The organism is Burkholderia sp. MSMB1078WGS, from assembly GCF_001528895.1.
GTDB lineage: Bacteria > Pseudomonadota > Gammaproteobacteria > Burkholderiales > Burkholderiaceae > Burkholderia.
In genome coordinates this window covers 253,441-269,970 of the sequence record NZ_LPDI01000040.1, presented here as the reverse complement: position 1 = coordinate 269,970, position 16,530 = coordinate 253,441, and the positions used below count along the sequence as shown (strand labels likewise).

At 68.2% G+C, this 16,530-nt stretch carries 14 protein-coding genes and 2 tRNA genes; 11 read left to right on the top strand and 5 right to left on the bottom strand.

Going from position 1 to position 16,530, the window contains the following annotated elements:
- Nucleotides 1-600 precede the first annotated feature (600 nt).
- The 6 genes from WT24_RS11905 to WT24_RS11880 all read left to right on the top strand — a co-directional run bounded on the left by WT24_RS11905 (nt 601) and on the right by WT24_RS11880 (nt 7,877).
- Complete coding sequence (locus WT24_RS11905) at nt 601-3,774, top strand: Rne/Rng family ribonuclease (protein WP_060033633.1); 3,174 nt, start codon at nt 601-603, stop codon at nt 3,772-3,774.
- A gap of 131 nt (nt 3,775-3,905) precedes the next feature.
- Nucleotides 3,906-5,018, top strand: a complete 1,113-nt coding sequence (gene moaA / locus WT24_RS11900; RefSeq protein ID WP_060033630.1) for a GTP 3',8-cyclase MoaA — start codon at nt 3,906-3,908, stop codon at nt 5,016-5,018.
- Nucleotides 5,019-5,046: 28 nt separating this feature from the next.
- Complete coding sequence (gene mobA, locus WT24_RS11895; RefSeq protein ID WP_060033627.1) at nt 5,047-5,670, top strand: molybdenum cofactor guanylyltransferase MobA; 624 nt, start codon at nt 5,047-5,049, stop codon at nt 5,668-5,670.
- 113 nt (nt 5,671-5,783) lie between these two features.
- On the top strand, nt 5,784-7,082 hold the full coding sequence (glp, locus tag WT24_RS11890) for a gephyrin-like molybdotransferase Glp (RefSeq protein ID WP_060033624.1): 1,299 nt from the start codon (nt 5,784-5,786) through the stop codon (nt 7,080-7,082).
- A 37-nt stretch (nt 7,083-7,119) separates the two neighbouring features.
- Nucleotides 7,120-7,395, top strand: a complete 276-nt coding sequence (locus WT24_RS11885) for a hypothetical protein (RefSeq protein ID WP_006476519.1) — start codon at nt 7,120-7,122, stop codon at nt 7,393-7,395.
- On the top strand, nt 7,392-7,877 hold the full coding sequence (locus WT24_RS11880) for a GNAT family N-acetyltransferase (RefSeq protein ID WP_059791490.1): 486 nt from the start codon (nt 7,392-7,394) through the stop codon (nt 7,875-7,877). The genes WT24_RS11885 and WT24_RS11880 overlap by 4 nt, the downstream gene beginning before the upstream one ends.
- Before the next feature lie 111 nt (nt 7,878-7,988).
- Here the strand turns inward: WT24_RS11880 and rmuC are convergent, their stop codons facing one another.
- The 5 genes from rmuC to pncB all read right to left on the bottom strand — a co-directional run bounded on the left by rmuC (nt 7,989) and on the right by pncB (nt 13,955).
- Nucleotides 7,989-9,467, bottom strand: coding sequence for a DNA recombination protein RmuC (gene rmuC, locus WT24_RS11875; RefSeq protein WP_060033620.1), 1,479 nt, complete (start codon nt 9,465-9,467; stop codon nt 7,989-7,991).
- Nucleotides 9,464-10,453, bottom strand: a complete 990-nt coding sequence (locus tag WT24_RS11870; RefSeq protein WP_059501719.1) for a D-glycerate dehydrogenase — start codon at nt 10,451-10,453, stop codon at nt 9,464-9,466. Before WT24_RS11870 ends, rmuC begins: the two co-directional genes overlap by 4 nt.
- A 79-nt stretch (nt 10,454-10,532) precedes the next feature.
- The gene (locus tag WT24_RS11865; protein ID WP_060033617.1) at nt 10,533-11,963 is read right to left on the bottom strand and encodes a sodium:proton antiporter; all 1,431 of its coding nucleotides are present in this window, start codon (nt 11,961-11,963) and stop codon (nt 10,533-10,535) included.
- Between the two features lie 43 nt (nt 11,964-12,006).
- Nucleotides 12,007-12,669 (bottom strand): lactate utilization protein C, encoded by a 663-nt coding sequence (locus WT24_RS11860; RefSeq protein WP_060033614.1) that lies wholly within the window; start codon nt 12,667-12,669, stop codon nt 12,007-12,009.
- Nucleotides 12,670-12,755: 86 nt separating this feature from the next.
- Nucleotides 12,756-13,955, bottom strand: coding sequence for a nicotinate phosphoribosyltransferase (gene pncB / locus WT24_RS11855; protein WP_034206754.1), 1,200 nt, complete (start codon nt 13,953-13,955; stop codon nt 12,756-12,758).
- 288 nt (nt 13,956-14,243) lie between these two features.
- Between pncB and fdxA the strand changes: the two genes are divergently transcribed.
- From fdxA to WT24_RS11830, 5 genes are all read left to right on the top strand, one after another.
- Nucleotides 14,244-14,567, top strand: coding sequence for a ferredoxin FdxA (gene fdxA / locus WT24_RS11850; RefSeq protein ID WP_009688972.1), 324 nt, complete (start codon nt 14,244-14,246; stop codon nt 14,565-14,567).
- Nucleotides 14,568-14,671: 104 nt separating this feature from the next.
- A tRNA-Asn gene (locus tag WT24_RS11845) sits at nt 14,672-14,747 on the top strand.
- Nucleotides 14,748-14,819: 72 nt separating this feature from the next.
- Nucleotides 14,820-14,895, top strand: a tRNA-Asn gene (locus WT24_RS11840).
- Between the two features lie 128 nt (nt 14,896-15,023).
- A complete protein-coding gene (locus WT24_RS11835) occupies nt 15,024-15,509 on the top strand; it encodes a CreA family protein (RefSeq protein WP_059501619.1) in 486 nt (161 codons plus the stop codon).
- A gap of 61 nt (nt 15,510-15,570) precedes the next feature.
- The gene (locus WT24_RS11830; protein ID WP_060033611.1) at nt 15,571-16,488 is read left to right on the top strand and encodes an AraC family transcriptional regulator; all 918 of its coding nucleotides are present in this window, start codon (nt 15,571-15,573) and stop codon (nt 16,486-16,488) included.
- Nucleotides 16,489-16,530: the final 42 nt, after the last annotated feature.

Genomic DNA, 16,530 nt, shown 5'->3' with positions numbered 1-16,530 from the left:
CCCTAATCAAAGAGAAGCAGCAAGTTGCACGCACGGCGCCGCCCGTCGGCAAGGATCGCGCCCACAGGCGGATTCGGTCGGCAAGGCGCCGCGGTAACGGAAAGTTGGTTGAAAAGAATTTGATCGGCAGCCCGGCGGCGCGAAGTACGTCCGCAGGCTGCCGGTTGCGAAAATTACGGCGTTGCGCCCGATTTGGCCCCGCGAAGCGTGCGGGGCTTGGCGACGTCAAACCAGGGAAGTACACCCCAAGCGGGAAAGTCGGGCTGGATTCGATACTCCCCGCTGCGGCCAAAGCCGCAGCATCTGCCGCCCGTCGGCGCGCGCGACGCATTGTGCGCGCCCGTGGCAATGCCCGGACAGGCTTAGCGCGCTTTTGCAGCGTGCGGTGTGTGAACGCCGTGCTTTGAAGCCGTATTCGCAGGTGCCCTATGGCCGCCGGCCCCGTCTTTCGGGCCCAAGCGCCTCTTCAGGCAATTCTCCCTGCCAGCGTTCCCGCTCCAGCGTGCTCGTGACAACACAACAAGGTGCGGCCTGCCGTCGTTCCCGCCCTCGCGCCTGACAACCGCGAGGCGCCGGCAGCGGAGCCGCCTGGAGCCGTTCATGAAACGCATGCTGTTCAATGCGACGCAGCAGGAGGAGCTGCGCGTCGCCATCGTCGATGGGCAAAAGCTCATCGACATCGACATCGAAACCGCCGGGCGCGAACAGCGCAAAGGCAATATCTACAAAGGTGTCATCACCCGTATCGAGCCGTCGCTCGAAGCGTGCTTCGTCAACTACGGCGAAGACCGCCACGGCTTCCTGCCGTTCAAGGAAGTCGCCCGCCAGTACTTCAAGGACGGCATCGACATGCGCTCCGCGCGCATTCAGGATGCCCTGCGCGAAGGCCAGGAACTGATCGTCCAGGTCGAGAAGGAAGAGCGTGGCAACAAGGGCGCCGCCCTCACCACCTTCATCTCGCTCGCCGGCCGTTACCTCGTCCTGATGCCGAACAACCCGCGCGGCGGTGGCGTGTCGCGCCGGATCGAAGGCGACGAGCGCCAGGAACTGCGCGAAACGATGGCGCAACTGCAGATTCCGGACGGCATGAGCATGATCGCCCGTACCGCGGGCATCGGCCGCAGTGCCGAGGAACTGCAGTGGGACCTGAACTACCTGCTGCAACTGTGGCGCGCGATCGAGGCCGCGTCGCAAAGCGGCAACGCCGGCCAGCCGATGCTGATCTATCTGGAATCGAGCCTCGTGATCCGCGCGATCCGCGACTATTTCCAGCCGGATATCGGCGAAATCCTGATCGATACGAATGAAATCCACGATCAGGCCCGGGCATTCATGGACATCGTGATGCCGGACAACGTCGCGAAAGTGAAGCGCTACCACGACGACGTGCCGCTGTTCTCCCGCTTCCAGATCGAGCACCAGATCGAAACCGCGTACTCGCGCACGGTCCCGCTGCCGTCCGGCGGCGCGATCGTGATCGACCACACCGAAGCGCTCGTCGCGATCGACGTGAACTCGGCGCGCGCGACCAAGGGCGCGGACATCGAGGAAACGGCCACCCGCACGAACCTCGAAGCGGCCGACGAAGTCGCCCGCCAGCTGCGCCTGCGCGACCTCGGCGGCCTGATCGTGATCGATTTCATCGACATGGAATCGGCGAAGAGCCAGCGTGAAGTCGAGCAACGCCTGAAGGACGCGCTCAAGCACGACCGCGCGCGCGTCCAGATGGGCAAGATCTCCCGCTTCGGCCTGATGGAACTGTCGCGCCAGCGTCTGCGTCCGGCGCTGTCGGAAGGCAGTCACGTCACGTGCCCGCGCTGCAACGGCACCGGCCACATCCGCGACACCGAATCGTCCGCGCTGCAGGTCCTGCGGATCATTCAGGAAGAAGCGATGAAGGAAAACACCGCGGCGATCCACTGCCAGGTGCCGGTCGAGGTGACCGCCTTCCTGCTGAACGAAAAGCGTCAGGAAATCAACAAGATCGAGTCGCGCTTCAAGGTCGGCATCGTGCTGATCCCGAACAAGCACCTCGATACGCCGCACTACAAGCTCGAGCGCCTGCGTCACGACGACGCGCGCCTCGACGATCCGCGCGCGTCCTGGAAGATGGCCGAGGAAGCGGCCCGCGAGCTCGAGTCGGAAACCGGCTACAGCAAGCGTGCGGCCGAAGTGAAGCCGAAGCAGGAAGCCGCGGTGAAGGGCATCACGCCCGAGCGTCCGGCGCCGAGCCCGGCCCCGCAGCGTCCGGTCGAGCCCGTTGCGGCCCCGGCGGCGCCCGTCGCCGCGGCAAGCGGTGGCTTCATCGGCTGGCTGAAAGGTCTGTTCGGCGTGTCGCCGGCACCGGCACCCGCACCGGTCGCGCCGGCACCGGCGAAGGAGCAGGCAGCCCGTCCGGCTCGCGAGCGCACCGAAAAGACCGAGCAGCGCGGCGGCGATCGCAATCGCAACCGTCGCGGCGGCGCCCAGCAGGCGCAGGGCGGCCGCGATCAGGCAGCGGCGGGCCGTGGCCAGCCGCAACGCCAGGAACGCGAAGGCAAGGAAGTGCGCGAACCGCGTGAAGGCCGTGAGCCGCGCGAGGGTCGTGAACTGCGCGAAGGCCGGGAAAACCGCGAGGGTCGCGAGGGCCGTGGCCCGCGCGAAGGTCGCGAGCCGCGCGAAGGCCGTGAGCCGCGCGAACCGCGTGAAAACCGCGAACCGCGCGAGCGTGTCGAACAGCCGGAAGGCGTCGAAGCAGCCGGCCGTGGCGAGCGACAGGAACGCGGCGAGCGTCGCGAGCGCGGCGAACGCCGTAAGCCGACCCAGCATGCGGCCACGCTCGAAACCGTCACCCGCGGCGAAAACCACCCGGAACCGGAAACCGACAAGGCCGTCGCAGAAGCCCTGCCCGGGGCGGAACCGGCAGCCGATGCGGAAGCTGGCGCACGTGACGGCGAAGAACGCCGCCGTCGCCGTCGCGGCCGCCGCGGCGGTCGTCGCGAGCGCGAGGAAGATGGCGCAGTCGACCAGGCCGAGCAAGGCGCCGAAGGCGAAGTCGCAGCGCAAGCCGTGACGCCGAACGCACCGGTCGCAGCCGAGCCGGCCCACACGGCCGCACCGGCAGTCGCCGCGGCCGTTGCAAGTGCGGTCGCCGCGGAAGCCGTCGCCGAGCAGCATGCCGCTCCGGCCGCCGTCGAAGCGCAGCCGGCACCGGCAGCCGAAGCGGCACCGGCCGCGCCGGCCGAGCCTGTCGTCGCCGTCGAGGCAGCCGAACCGGCACCGGTCGCACCGGCGGTCCCGGAAGCCGGCCCGGCGCCGGTCGCGGTGTCGCCGACCGATGCGTTCGAAGTGCCGGCAGCCGCACCGGCCGCTGTCGAAGCGCCGCAAGCCGCGCCCGTCGAGGCAGCCGCACCGGCCGTCGCGACCGAAGCCGCTCCGGTGGCGGTCGAGGCGCCGGTCGAGGCAGCACCGGCCGAGGCCGTCGCTGCACCGGCACCGGCTCCCGGCCCGACACCGACACCGGCACCGGCTCCCGCCCCGACACCGGCACCGGCTCCCGCCCCGACACCGGCTGCCGCTCCCGCGCAACCGGCAGCCGCGCCCGCTTCGGCGAGCCTGGATGCCGTGCTGGAGCAGGCCGGTCTCGTCTGGGTGAACACGGACGCCGACAAGTTCGCGGCCGCGCAGGAAGCCGCGTCGCGACTCCCGCGCCCGGCCCGCGTGCCGCGCGAGCGCAAGGTGCTGCCGCCGGTCGATACGGCCCCGATGCAGCAGGTCGAAACGACGCACCACTGAACGGCGCATCGCACGACCAGGAAAAGCCCGCCTCCGGCGGGCTTTTTCATGTCCGCGCTGCGGGTTTCCGCCCACCGGACCCGCCGGCCGGTTGCGGCTAAAATAGCAGTCTGGTCCGCACTTCTTCCAACATGTCCCGACGCATCATTCCTCTCGCCAACGTCAGCGGGATGCCGGACGTCTCCGGCGTCGCGCATGCCCCCGACGGAACGCTGGCCGACACGTTCGCCAGGCGGCTGCGCGACCTGCGCATTTCGGTGACGGATCGCTGCAATTTCCGCTGCGTGTACTGCATGCCGCGCGCGGTCTTCGACAAGGACTACCCGTTCCTGCCGCACAGCGCGCTGCTCACGCACGAGGAAATCGAGCGCGTGGCGCGGCTCTTCGTCGCACACGGTGTCGAGAAGATCCGCATCACTGGCGGCGAGCCGCTGCTGCGCAAGAACCTCGAATTCCTGATCGAGCGGCTCGCGCGTCTGACGACGCACGCCGGCCGCCCGCTCGACCTGACGCTGACGACCAACGGCTCGCTGCTCGCCCGCAAGGCGCGCGCGCTGAAGGACGCCGGGCTCACGCGCGTCACGGTCAGCCTCGATGCGCTCGACGATACGCTGTTCAAGCGCATGAACGATGCCGAGTTCGCCAGCGCCGACGTGCTCGACGGCATCTTCGCCGCGCAGGCCGCGGGCCTCGCGCCGGTCAAGGTCAACATGGTCGTGAAGCGCGGCACCAACGACGGCGAGATCCTGCCGATGGCCGAGCGGTTCCGCGGCACCGGCGTAATCCTGCGTTTTATCGAATACATGGACGTCGGCACGTCGAACGGCTGGAACATGACCGAAGTGCTGCCGTCGGCGGACGTCGTCGCGCGTATCGCCGAACACTTCCCGCTCGTGCCGCTCGAGCCGCACACGGCGGCCGAAACCGCGCAGCGCTGGGGCTATGCGGACGGCAGCGGCGAGATCGGCGTGATCTCGAGCGTCACGCAGGCCTTCTGCGGCGACTGCACGCGCGCGCGACTGTCGACCGAAGGCAAGTTGTACCTGTGCCTGTTCGCGTCGACCGGCCACGACCTGCGTGCGCTCGTGCGCGGCGGCGCAAGCGATGCCGAGATCGCGACCGCGATCGCCCGCATCTGGCAGGCGCGCACCGACCGCTATTCGCAGCTGCGCGGCAGCGCCTCGTCAGACGCCGCGCCCGAAGGCGCCGGCAAGCGCGTCGAAATGTCGTATATCGGCGGCTGACGCACGCCGCTCTTTCCGCCCGCGCCCGATGTCCGCTCCCGCGTCCGCCTCTCCGTCGATCGCCGGCCTGCTGCTCGCAGGCGGGCGCGCGACCCGCATGGACGGCGTCGACAAGGGCCTGCAACTGCTCGACGGTACGCCGCTCGCGCTGCACGTGCTGCGCCGGCTGTCGCCGCAGGTCGACGAGACGCTCATCAGCGCGAATCGCCATGCCGATCGCTATGCCGAACTCGGTGCACCGTTCGACGCGCGCATCGTCGCCGACGAAACCTCCGACTTCCCCGGGCCGCTCGCGGGCCTGCTTGCCGGCATGCGCGCGGCGCGCGCGCCGCTGCTCGCGTGCTCGCCATGCGATACGCCCTATCTGCCCGCCGACCTCGTCGCGCGGCTGCATGCGGCTCTCGACGCGCAGCAGGCCGACATCGCGATGGCGGTTACCGTCGACGCGCAGCAGATGCACTCGCCGCAGCCGACGTTCGCGCTGCTGCGCACGTCGCTGGCCGACGACCTGGCCGCCCGGCTCGCGGCCGGCGACCGCAAGGTGCGTGCGTGGTACGCACGCCACAAGACGGTCGAAGTCGAGTTTCGCGACGAGCGTGCGTTTTACAATGCCAACTCCTGGCAGGAACTCGCCGCGCTAGCCCGCCGCTGACGGCTCGCGCCGTTCCCGCCCGGCGCCCGCCGCACGCGAAACCCGCGCCCAGGCACCCTCATCCTCGCGCCACCGGCCACGAACCCGATACGCCTTGCGGCGCAGTCCGACTGATGATCACGCAATCCTCGCCCGCTTCCCGAACCGCACCCGGCCCCGATGCCCCGCTGTCGCTCGCCGACGCACAGGCGCTCGCGTGCCGCTTCGCGGCGCCGGTCGACGCATACGACACGGTGACGCTGCGCGATGCGCTCGACCGCGTGCTCGCGGCCGACGTGAGCGCACCGTTCGACATTCCCGCGTACGACAACTCGGCAATGGACGGCTATGCGTTCGACGGCAGCAGCGCAGCATTCGCATCGGCGCAGGGCGAGGTCGCGATGACGGTCGCCGGCACCGCGTTCGCCGGCCATCCGTTCGACGGCGGCGTGGCGGCCCATGCCTGCGTGCGGATCATGACGGGCGCGCCGATGCCGGCCGGATGCGACACGGTGATTCCGCAGGAACGCGTACGCGTCGATGGCGACACGATTCGCTTCGCCGCGCGCGACGTCTCGCGCGGCGCGAACTGCCGCAAGGCCGGCGAGGATCTCGCACGCGGCGCCTGCGCGCTGGCCGCCGGCCGTATCCTGCGGCCATCGGATCTGGGCCTGCTCGCGTCGTTCGGCGTCACCGACGTCACGGTGCGCCGGCGTGTGCGCGTCGCCGTGTTCTCGACCGGTGACGAGCTGCGCGAGCCCGGCGAACCGCTCGGCCGCGGCGCGCTGTACGACAGCAATCGCGGGATGCTGATCGCGATGCTCGAACGGCTGCACGTGGACACGATCGATCTCGGAATCGTCCGCGACGACCCGGCCGCGCTCGAGGCCGCATTGCGCGACGCCATCGCCGCGCAGGCCGATGCGGTCATCACGTCGGGCGGCGTGTCGGTCGGCGAAGCCGACTTCACGCGCGACGTGATGGCGCGGCTCGGCGACGTGACGTTCGCCAGTCTCGCGCTGCGGCCCGGCCGGCCGCTCGCGTGCGGCACGCTCGCACGCGAGGGCGACAGCGCCGTCCACGCGCTGTTCTTCGGGCTGCCCGGCAATCCGGTCGCCTCCGCCGTGACGTTTTACGCGATCGTGCGCCCCGCACTGCTGACGCTGGCCGGCGCGCAGACGCCGCCGCCGGCCATGTACACGGCGCTCAGTACGCAGCCGTTGAAGACGCGTCCCGGTCGCACCGAATACCTGCGCGGCATCGCGACGCGCGCCGCCGACGGCCAATGGCACGTCGCACCGGCCGGATCGCAAAGCTCCGCGTCGCTGAGCGGTCTCGCAGCCGCCAACTGTTTCATCGTCCTGGGCCACGATACCGCGGTAGTCGACGCGGGCGCCCCGGTCGACATCCTGCCGCTCGACGGCCTGGTCTGAATTCCAATCGGTATATCACTACGGGGGCAATCCGCACATGAAGAAACAAATCTCGTCGATCGCCGCGGGGCAGACCGCAAAGGCGCTGATCCTCGTCTACCTGACGTTCAGCGTGCCGATAGTGCTGCTCGGCATTCTCGTCGCGTATATCCGTTACGGGATGGTCGAGTTGAGCACGATCCTGAGCGCACTGCTGCTGAACGCGATCCTCGGTTTCGTGCTGCTGTGGATCGCGTGCCATGCGTACAACTGGGTCGCGTCGCGCTTCGGCGGCATCGAGATCGTGCTGTCCGATCCGCCGGAGGAAGCGTGAGCGGCACGCCGCTGATCCGCGCGGCCGACCCACGCGACATCGGCGCGATCCTCGCGCTGATGCGCGAGCTGGCCGAGTTCGAGAAGCTCGCGCATCTGTTCGTCGCGGCCGAAGCCGATCTCGCCGACGCGCTGTTCGGCGAGCACCCCGCTGCCGAAGCGCTGGTGGCCGAGCGCGACGGCGCGATCGTCGCGTACGCGCTGTTCTTCCACAACTATTCGACGTTCCTCGGCCGCCGCGGGCTCTATCTCGAGGATCTGTACGTGCAGCCGTCGCAGCGCGGCACGGGCCTCGGCACCGCGATGCTGCGTCATCTCGCGGCACTCGCCGTCGAGCGCCGTTGCGCGCGCTTCGAATGGTCGGTCCTCGACTGGAACCAGCCGGCGATCGATTTCTACGAAAAAATGGGGGCAACCGTGCTGCCGGAGTGGCGCATCGTGCGCGTGACGGGCGACGCGCTGGGCACCCTCGCCGCGCATTGAGCGCGAGCCGGCCGCGCCGGCGACCGCCGCCAACGAAAACGGGCGCCGCGTGAACTGAACCCCAGAAGTTGGACGGTTCAGGAATGCTAGGGCAGTTGCCGCCAACGCGCGTCACGCGTCGTCCGCATCGGCGCCTTCGGCCCCTTCCGCGCCGAGCAGACCGGCCGCCGCATCGCCCGGCAGCGCCTCGACCTGCTTCAGCTTGCGGCTCATCACACGCGTGCGCTGCTCGGCAGACTCGATCGAACGCGTGACCGTTTCGAGCTGCGCCTTCGTGCGCGCGAGCACGTCGCCGAACTTGCCGAACTCCGTCTTGACCGCACCGAGCACCTGCCACACCTCGCTCGAGCGCTGCTCGATCGCGAGCGTGCGGAACCCCATCTGCAGGCTGTTCAACAGGGCGGTGAGCGTGGTCGGCCCGGCGACCGTCACACGATAGTCGCGCTGCAGCAGGTCGGTCAGCCCCGGGCGGCGCAGGATCTCCGCATAGAGCCCCTCGGTCGGCAGGAACAGCAGCGCGAAATCGGTCGTGTGCGGCGGCGCGACGTACTTCTCGGCGATCGTGCGCGCTTCCATCCGCACCCGCGCCTCGAGCGCACGCGCCGCCTCCTCGACGGCCACCGCATCGGCGCGCTCCTGCGCGTCGATCAACCGCTCGTAGTCTTCGCGCGGGAATTTCGCGTCGATCGGCAGCCACACCGGCGGCGCGTCGCGCGTGCCGGCAGCGCGGCCCGGCAGCCGGATCGCGAATTCCACGCGCTCGGTACTCTTCGGCACCGTCGCGACGTTCTTCGCGTACTGGTCAGGCGTCAGCATCTGTTCCAGCAGCGCCTCGAGCTGCACTTCGCCCCAGGTGCCGCGCGTCTTCACGTTGGTCAGCACCTTCTTCAGGTCGCCGACGCCGGCCGCGAGCGTCTGCATCTCGCCGAGCCCGCGATGCACCTGTTCGAGCCGGTCCGACACGAGCTTGAACGATTCGCCGAGCCGCTGCTCGAGCGTCGCGTGCAGCTTCTCGTCGACGGTGCGGCGCATCTCCTCGAGCTTCGCTGCGTTGTTCGTCTCGATTTCCTTCAGCCGCTGTTCGAGCGTCGCACGCACTTCGCCGATCCGGCGGTCGTTCGCCTCGGTCAGTTGCGTGAGCTGCCGGTTCAACGTGTCGCCGAACAGCCGCAGCGCGACGGTCTGTTCGTCGCGCGCCTGCTGGGCCTGGCGCTGCACGCTCTCGCGCATCGCATCGAACTGCTGTGCATTGCCGGCGACGAGCTTGCCGAGCTGCTGCGCGAACCCCTCGATCTGGCTGTTCTGCACGGTCGCCACGCTCGTCAGTTGCGCGGCGAGCGTCTGCTGCAACTGGGCAAAGCTGCCAGCCAGCTCGGTACGCGACCCGCGCGCATTTTCGACGATCTCGCCGCGTAATTCGCGTTCGAGCCGCTCGACCGCGCGCGCCTGCGCATGCGCGGCATCCTCGATCCGGTCGCCGAGCACGGCCGCGTCGTCGTGGCGGCCGCCGCCGCGCACGAGCGCGACGATCGCCACCGCGAGCGCGACGGCCAGCACGACGACCGCCGCAAGCAACAACGTAATCGTCATGCGCGCGGCTTCCCGATCACGTCAGGGTTGATCGGATTCGGCGGCTGCCCCGCACGCGGCCCCTCGCCCAGCGCGGCGATCAGGTTGTCGGCGGCGAGATTCGCCATCGCGCGGCGCGTCTTTTCGGTCGCGCTCGCGATATGCGGCGTCAGCACGACGTTCGGCACTTCGAGCAGCGCCGGATGCACGCTCGGCTCGCCCTCGTACACGTCGAGGCCGGCCGCGGCGATCGTCCCGTCGCGCAACGCGGCGGCCAGCGCCGCATCGTCGACGATCCCGCCGCGCGCGATGTTGGTCAGCGTCGCCGTGGGTTTCATCTTCGCGAGCTCGGCCGCGCCGATCGTGTGATGGTTCTCTTTCGTGTACGGCAGCACGAGCACGACATGATCGGCGCGCGCGAGCAGCGCATCCTTCGACACGTATTCGGCATCGAGCTCGGCTTCGATCTCGGGCGCGACCCGCGACCGGTTGTGATAGATCACCTGCATCCCGAAGCCGCGCGCGCGGCGCGCGAGCGCCTGGCCGATGCGGCCCATCCCGATGACACCGAGCGTCGAGCCGTAGATGTCGGCACCCAGGAAGCCGTCGTACGCCCACTTCTGCCAGTGACCGGCGCGCAGCCAGTGTTCGGATTCGGCGATCCGACGCGCGGCGGCCATCATCAGCGCCCAGCCGAAATCGGCGGTCGACTCGTTCAGCACGTCGGGCGTGTTGGTGCCGAGCACGTTCGCGGCGTTGAACGCGGCCATGTCGAAGTTGTTGTAGCCGACCGCCATGTTCGCCACGACGCGCAGGCGCGGCGCGGCCGCGAGCGTCGCCGCGCCGACCGGGTCGCCGGCCGTCAGCGCGCCGTCCTTGTCGGCCAGACGCGCGGCGAGCGCGTCGGGCGTGAGCACGTCGCCGTCGTTCCAGTCGACTTCGAAATACTGCTCGAGCCGTTCGATCACGTCCGGAAAGATCGGACGCGCGACCAGGATCTTCTGCATCGCCATCTCCGCATGCCGCGGACGGGTCGCAGCGCCGTGCGCCGCCGGGACCGCCCGCTCGGGGTTGAAAATCGTCAGCTTACGCCGGGAAGAAAAGCCACGACGTCAGCAGGAATACCGGTATCAGCACGACGAGCGCCCAGCCGAGGTACGCAAAGAAGCTCGGCATCTTCACGCCGCGCGATTCGGCGATCGCCTTCACCATGAAGTTCGGCGCGTTGCCGATATAGCTGTTCGCGCCCATGAACACCGCGCCGGCGGAAATCGCGGCGAGCGTCGATGCGCCGGTCGTCATCAGCGTCTGCGCATCGCCGCCCGCGAGGTTGAAGAACACGAGATAGGTCGGCGCATTGTCGAGGAACGACGACAGGATGCCCGTCGCCCAGAAGTACATCGCATCGATCGGCTTGCCGTCGGGCCCCGTGACGAGATGGACGATCTGCGCGAACGCGCCGTCCGCCCCCGCGCGCAGGATCACGATCACCGGCGCGATCGTCACGAAGATGCCGGCGAACAGCTTCGCGACCTCCTCGATCGGCGCCCAGTTGAACGCGTTGCCCTCGCGCGCGGAACGCGGCGTCAGCGCGAGCGACACGAGCGTCACCGCCATGAGCGCGACGTCGCGTACGAGATTCTGCAACGCGACGTGCGTGCCCCACACGTCGAACGAGATGCCCGGCTTCCACACGCCGCTCATCAGCACGAGCGCGATCACGGCCGCCAGCAGCACGAAGTTGATCTTGCCGTCGATCGACAGCGCCGCACCGTCGGGCGTCGGATCGAGCGCGGCCGGCCGCTCCTCGCCGCCCTTCCGGTAGAAGTACGTATCGAGCGCGAAGAACAGCGTCAGCAGCACCACGCAGATGAACAGCATCGGCAGCGCGAGATGCGTGGTCGTCCAGAAGAAGCTCACGCCGTTCAGGAAGCCGAGGAACAGCGGCGGATCGCCGAGCGGCGACAGCGAGCCGCCCGCGTTCGCGACGAGGAAGATGAAGAAGATCACGACGTGCACGACATGCTTGCGGTTGTCGTTGGCGCGCAGGAGCGGCCGGATCAGCAGCATCGCGGCGCCCGTCGTGCCCATCACGCTCGCGAGCAGCGTGCCGAGCGCGAGGATCGCGGTATTCAGTTTCGGCGACCCATGCAGGTTGCCGTTCACGCAGATGCCGCCCGCGACCGTATAGAGCGCGGTGAGCAGCACGATGAACGGAATGTATTCCTCGAGCAGCGCATGCACGAGCGTGCCGAACGCGGTGCCGGCGCCGAACGCGACCGCGAACGGCGCGAGGAACACGATCGCCCAGCCGGCGGCGATCTTGCCGAAGTGGTGATGCCAGAACACGGGGGCGACGAGCGGAAACAGCGCGATGGACAGCAGGATCCCGGCGAACGGGATCCCCCAGAGCGCCGACAGCGTGGAACCGTCGAGCGTGGCGGCCGATGCGAGCGCGGGAGCGGCGCCAAGCGCGATTCCCGACGCCATGCCCGCCCAGGCGGCATGTCGTTTCATGCGGAACTTCCTTGTTCGAGTAAGGGTGAAGGCAGCGGGCGCGTCATGCGCCCCGTACGACGATCGCGTGCACGCGGTACGGACCGTGTGCGCCCAGAATGATCGTTTGCTCGATGTCGCCGGTGCGCGACGGGCCCGACACGAAATTGACCGCGCGCGGCAGTTCGCCGCGCTCCGCGCGAATCAGCGCGAACGCGTCTTCATGACCGGCGACGATGCGCGACGCCGGCACGATCGCGATGTGGGTTTCCGGCAGCAGGCCAGCCGATGCGTAAGTGTCGGGGCCGGACAACAATACCAGCGACCCCGTTTCGGCGGTCGCGCAAAAGCAGCCGGTCAGGCCGACGAGATCGCCGTCGCGCGGCTTGCGGCACTCGACCGACAGGCCGGCGGCGGCCCAGTCGAGATCGGCCAGCGTGCGCCACGCGATGGCCTGCGCCGGCAGGCCGTGAGCGGCAAGATAGCGGGCGGCGGCGGCAGGCACGTCGGCCAGCGTCGCGACTTCGTCGACCGTGGTCGACAGGCGCTGCGCTTCGTCGACGAAAGCGGCGACGAGGTCGGCCGGCATCGGCGGGCGCGGGCCTTGCGGATGACGGGCAAGGTAGTCGGCGACGCCGTCGCGCTCCGCTGCATCGGGTTCGGCCGCGCGCCCCTGCGCCGCGCGGATGCGCGCGAGGATCTGGCGACGGGCAGCGGAAGTGTCCATGAACGGTCCTCGTGACGTTGCGTGCAATACGTCGGATTATACCGGCCACCCCTGCTGCGACACACCTTCGGCCGAACGGCCGACGCCTACTTCGACGCGTCTTCCTCGACCGGCTGCGCGATGCCGAACACCTGGCGCAGGTACGCGAGATACGCCTTGTCGTCGCACATGCTCTTGCCCGGCGAATCCGACAGCTTCGCGACCGGCTGGCCGTTGCAGCGAACCATCTTGATCACGATCTGCAGCGGCACGTAGCCGAGATCGTTGGTGAGGTTGGTGCCGACGCCGAACGCAAGCTTGCAGCGGCCGCGGAACCGTTCGTACAGCTGCATGACCTTCGGAATGTCGAGCGCGTCCGAGAACACGAGCACCTTGGTGCGCGGGTCGCACCGGTTCGCCTCGTAATGACGCAGCATCCGCTCGCCCCAGTCGAACGGATCGCCCGAATCGTGGCGCGCGCCGTCGAACAGCTTGCAGAAGTACATGTCGAAGTCGTTCAGGAACGCGTCCATGCCGTAGACGTCCGACAGCGCGATCCCGAGGTCGCCGCGATACTCCTTTGCCCACATCTCGAAGCCGTAGATCTGCGAATCGCGCAACCGCGGGCCGAGCGCCTGGCACGCCTGCAGGTATTCGTGCGCCATCGTGCCGAGCGGCGTGATGCCGTGCTTCATCGCGTACAGCACGTTGCTGGTGCCCGCGAACTGCGGGCCGAGCCCGTCGCGCAGCGTGAGCGCGACTTCCTCGTGCCAGACCTTCGAGAAGCGCCGGCGCGTGCCGTAGTCGGCGATCTTGCAGTCGGCGAATTCGGGCTTCGCGCCGAGCAGCTTGATCTTCTCGCGCAGCCGTTCGCGGCCTTCGCGATAGTCGGGCTCGCGCTGCGTGTTGCGGAAATAGACTTCGTTGACGATCGCGAGCACCGGGATCTCGAACAGGATCGTATGCAGCCACGGCCCCTCGATCACGATGTCGATCTCGCCGTTGCCTTTCGGCGACGGCGTGATCGAGATGTACTTCTCGTTCAGGTGGAACAGCGCGAGGAAGTCGACGAAGTCGCTCTTGATGAAGCGCATCCGCCGCAGATAGTCGAGTTCGACGTCGGAAAAGCGCAGCGAGCACAGGCCGCGCACCTCGTCGCGAATCTCGTCGATGTACGGCACGAGATCGACGCCGGGCGTACGGCACCGGAAACGGTATTCGACGTTTGCAGCGGGAAAGTGATGCAGGACGACCTGCATCATCGTGAACTTGTAGAGATCCGTGTCGAGCAGCGAAGTGATGATCATGATGACGGCAGCGCCAATAGCGTGACCGGCCCCGACGCACCGCGCGCCGCCCGGTCTGTCGACCATGTTACCCGAATGCGTGCCGGACCATCGCGAAACCGCCCCCGCCACGCCGCATCGCGCTCGTGCCCGGCGCGCGGTTGTGTCCGTCTTGCGCCCACCATAAACTAATCACGAAACGATATAAGCCGGATAGCCGACCACGCCATGCGGGTTTTGCGCTTCAGTTACAATGCCGCTTTTGGCGCAAACGCCACCCCATATATACCGCCAAGCAGGAGCGTTTTAATGACTCACGTTGTGACCGAAGGCTGCATCAAGTGCAAATACACGGATTGCGTGGATGTGTGCCCGGTGGATTGCTTCCGTGAAGGTCCCAACTTTCTCGCCATCGATCCGGACGAGTGCATCGACTGCGCCGTGTGCGTCGCAGAATGCCCGACCAATGCGATCTATGCCGAAGAAGACGTTCCGGGCGACCAGCAGCAGTTCACCGCGCTGAACGCGGAGCTGGCGAAGAACTGGCCGTCGATCACGAAGACCAAGCCGGCGCCCGCCGATGCGGACGAGTGGAAGGACGTGCAGGACAAGCTGCACCTGCTCGAACGCTGATCGCACGACGGCGACTGAAAAAAATTTTATTCGCTGCGGCTCCAAAGTATTGACAGGTTAGCGAACACTCCATACAATCTCGTTTCTCTGCTGTTGTTGTTTGTTCCCCGATAGCTCAGTCGGTAGAGCGCCGGACTGTTAATCCGTAGGTCCCTGGTTCGAGCCCAGGTCGGGGAGCCAAATAGCGAAAGGCCCGTTGAAAGTGGACGGGTTTTTTGTTGAACGAAGCAACACGCAGATGTACCGATTTATTCCCCGATAGCTCAGTCGGTAGAGCGCCGGACTGTTAATCCGTAGGTCCCTGGTTCGAGCCCAGGTCGGGGAGCCAAATAGCGAAAGGCCCGTCATTCGACGGGCCTTTTGTTTTTTCCGGCCGCCGTTCCGCCCTTCCGCTTTTCGTGGCCCGGTCACGCGCATGCTAGAGTCTCTGTCCCGCATTCGCATCCGGTTCCGTCGATGAAGCATCGCCTACTGCTCTCCGCCCCTCTCGCCCTCCTGCTCTCCGCGTTCGCTGCAGCGCCGTTCGCGCAGGCGGAGGAAGTCGGCAGCGTCAATACCCATTTCCGCGTCACGGGCTCCGATCGCGTGGTCGTCGAGGCCTATGACGATCCGGTCGTGAACGGCGTGACCTGCTACGTGTCGCGCGCCCGCACCGGCGGGATCAAGGGCACGCTCGGCGTGGCCGAGGATCCGAGCGAGGCATCGATCGCGTGCCGGCAGGTCGGCCCGATCAGCTTCAAGGAACCGCTCAAGCAGCAGACCGACGTGTTCAGCGAACGCATGTCGTTCATCTTCAAGACGCTGCACGTCGTGCGCGTGGTCGACAAGAAACGCAACACGATCGTCTACCTGACCTACAGCGACCGCATCGTCAGCGGCAGCCCGAAGAACGCCGTCACCGCGGTGCCGATGCCGGCCGGCACGACGATTCCGGTCAAGTAAGCCCGCTCCCGCCGGGCGCGCGAGCGATACACTGTCGGTTCGACCGCTCCCGCGCCCGCTCATGTCCGCCACCCGCCTTCCCGATTCCGCACGCTACTGGCGCACGCCGCTCGTGCCGGACGCGGATCTCCTCACGGCCACCTATCGCGATCACGCGTTCGCGCCTCACTGGCACGACGCATACACGATCCCCGTGATTCTCGAAGGCGCGGAACGCTTCACCTATCGCGGCACCGGCCATGTCGCCGAAACGGGCACCGTGCCCGTGATCAATCCCGGCGAAGTCCATACGGGGTCGCGTGCCGCCGACGAGGGCTGGTGCTATCGCGTCAGCTACATGCCGGTCGAATTCATCCGCGAACTCGCCAGTTCGATCGCGGGCCGCCCGCAGGATGCGCCGTGGTTTGCGCCCGACGTGATCCGCGACGCCGATCTCGCGGCCCGGCTCACGCTCGCGCACCGGATGCTGGAAGCCGGCAGCGAGCAAGCGCTGTCGTCGCATGCGCCCGTGCAGTCGGCCGACGCGCGGGCGGCCGGCGGTCCGGCCACCACCGGCGCGCCGCGCATCTACGATCCGCTCGCCGCCGAAACCGCGATGCTCGACGCGCTGTCGACGCTGATCGCGCGCCATGCCGTCGTGCGGCCGCAGCCGGCGCCGCTCGCGGCCGACGAACCGCGCGTCGACGCGATGCGCGAGCGGCTCGCCGCCGATCTGACGTGCACGGTGACGCTCGACGATGTCGCGCAGGCGGCCGGCCTGTCGCCGTTTCACGCGGCGCGCCTGTTCACCCGTACGGTCGGCATGCCGCCGCATGCGTGGCGCAATCAGCTGCGGCTGCAGCGGGCGCTGGCGCCGCTGCGCGCGGGCATCCCCGTCGCCGATGTCGCGGCGGCCAGCGGCTTCGTCGACCAGAGCCATTTCACGCGGCATTTCAAACGGATGTTCGGCGTGCCGCCCGGGCGCTGGCAGGCAAGCTGACGCGGCTTCCCGCAGCCGTCGGCCGCGCCGTGACCCGCGCCG